Below are 1,935 nucleotides of genomic sequence, written 5' to 3' on the forward strand. Positions count from 1 at the left end.
AGGCGGGATAAGGCGGCGGGGTTTGTTAAAAATGAGCGTTACAGTATTTTGTCACTCATTTGGGGGTTAGGCGTTATAGTATTTGCATCTTAGCAATTGTTTTTAACGGAGTTGGTAGTACTTGTTCGGGTTTAAAGTGTTACTTTGATACAACAGCTACAAATTTAGGATTCCCTGTCACAAACATTCGTTTTGAATTTGACCATGAAATGCTTAAATTAATACCCGGTGAAATTGCAGCATGGCAAAGAGGACAAACTCTCAATATTCAATTTGAGTTTCAAGGTGAGATACCTGAGGAGCCAATACTTTCTATATTCTACACTGATGGTAACGATCTCGTGCAAGAAGTTTCATTTGATATATTAGTTAATAAATCAGCACATCCACCAAAACTAAAATTTGCAGCATAAAAAGTTAATCGGGTAGCCGGGGGTTTTAATCCCCCAGCCCCCACACCACCCCACAAGCGGGTCCGCATAGGGCGGTTCATTAAAATTACCGGGCCGTGGCCGGGTAATGAATTTTCACCCACTGTTCTTTGACAGATATTAGTCCTTGCTCAGACAGCCAATTATTGGTCATACCGGCTTGTGTTGCCTTGGTTCTGGACAAATGCCATGGCCCTTTGCGGCTGAGCGATGTCAAGATGGCCTCCCTTTTGAAAGTCCCCAGTTTGAGAAGATTTCGAACTTTGGTACGGGTATAGCGCCACTGTTTCCAGTAGCACATCCGTATCCGTCGACGGAGCCATTCATCTATTCCCGGAATGGGTCGGTAATACTCCGAAATCCCGTAATAGTTCATCCAGCCCCTTATATATTCTGCCATCTTCTTATATCGGTACTCCATGGAGACAAACCAACTCCTTCCGGTAAACTGACGTAACCGCCGCTTAAATTCCAAAAAGGATTTCTCACTCCACCTGATTTTGCCGCGTACAAACACAAAACCAAGAAAACCGCATTCTCCCACCGGTGCTACTTTGCTTTTCTTTTCGTTGACCTGAAGCCGAAGCTTACGCTCAAGGAATCTTTTGATGCTGGCCATTACCCGGTTTCCAGCCCTCAGACTCTTCACCATAATGATAAAGTCATCTGCGTAGCGGACAAAACGGTGGTCACGTCTTTCCAACTCCTTGTCAAGGTCATCAAGAAGGATATTCGCAAGCAGCGGTGACAACGGGCCGCCTTATGCGAAGTAAAATATTATGCAAAGTAAACGCTCCTATCCCTGATGAATAAATTATTTCAAGTCTATTTTCTTTGCATAATATTTAAGGTTAATAACGCTCTGAGATCCAGAAAAGTAAGATATTTTAGCATTATTTTTTATCGAAACATGTATTTTCATAAATTCAAACTAAAAATTTTGGAATAATATTGCAGGGTATTATGCAAAGTATTTTAATCCTGTCTTTAGGTTTTATCCGCATTTCAACTGAATACTTTGCATAATAACTTACTTCGCATAAGGAGATTTATGCAAAGCTTTGCATAATCCGCCTTGGGGCACGCCTGTTGGCGTAGCCTGGGGACGGTTGTTAACCATGACACCGGCCCTGAGATATTTACCGATAAGCTTAAGCACTCGCTTATCATTTATCTGGCGGGAAACTCTACACATAAGGACATCATGATTTACTTTATCAAAAAATTTCGACAAATCAGTATCAATGGCTACATTGAAGCCTTGCCCTATGTATTGTTTAACCTGCCGGACACCATCATGGGCCGATCTACCAGGTCTAAAGCCGCAACTTGATTCCGAAAACAAGGGATCAAATATTAGCCCCATGACCTGGGCTATTGATTGCTGGATGACTCTATCCAGCACTGTTGGAATACCAAGAGGACGCTTACTGCCATCGGGTTTTGGTATTTCCACCCTGAGAACAGGAGAAGGAACATATGCCCCTTCAAATAAATCTGAACG

Annotated in this window: 3 protein-coding genes; 1 reads left to right on the plus strand and 2 read right to left on the minus strand. The window is 42.5% G+C overall.

Annotated features, from left to right (window positions below; translation table 11 throughout):
* Positions 1-209 precede the first annotated feature (209 nt).
* Positions 210-413 (plus strand): hypothetical protein, encoded by a 204-nt coding sequence (locus B9A32_RS21225; RefSeq protein WP_139795926.1) that lies wholly within the window; start codon positions 210-212, stop codon positions 411-413.
* An 85-nt stretch (positions 414-498) separates the two neighbouring features.
* On the opposite strand, the gene B9A32_RS20870 is transcribed toward B9A32_RS21225, so the two are convergent.
* Together B9A32_RS20870 and B9A32_RS20875 are read right to left on the minus strand one after the other, a co-directional pair.
* Positions 499-1,182 carry a group II intron maturase-specific domain-containing protein gene (locus B9A32_RS20870; RefSeq protein WP_232367258.1) on the minus strand — a complete coding sequence of 228 codons (684 nt, stop codon included), beginning with the start codon at positions 1,180-1,182 and terminating at the stop codon, positions 499-501.
* 279 nt (positions 1,183-1,461) lie between these two features.
* A partial coding sequence (locus B9A32_RS20875) for a reverse transcriptase domain-containing protein (protein WP_269749055.1) occupies positions 1,462-1,935 on the minus strand: 474 nt, incomplete at its 5' end.

The sequence above is a fragment of the Desulfocicer vacuolatum DSM 3385 genome (assembly GCF_900176365.1).
Lineage (GTDB): Bacteria > Desulfobacterota > Desulfobacteria > Desulfobacterales > Desulfobacteraceae > Desulfocicer > Desulfocicer vacuolatum.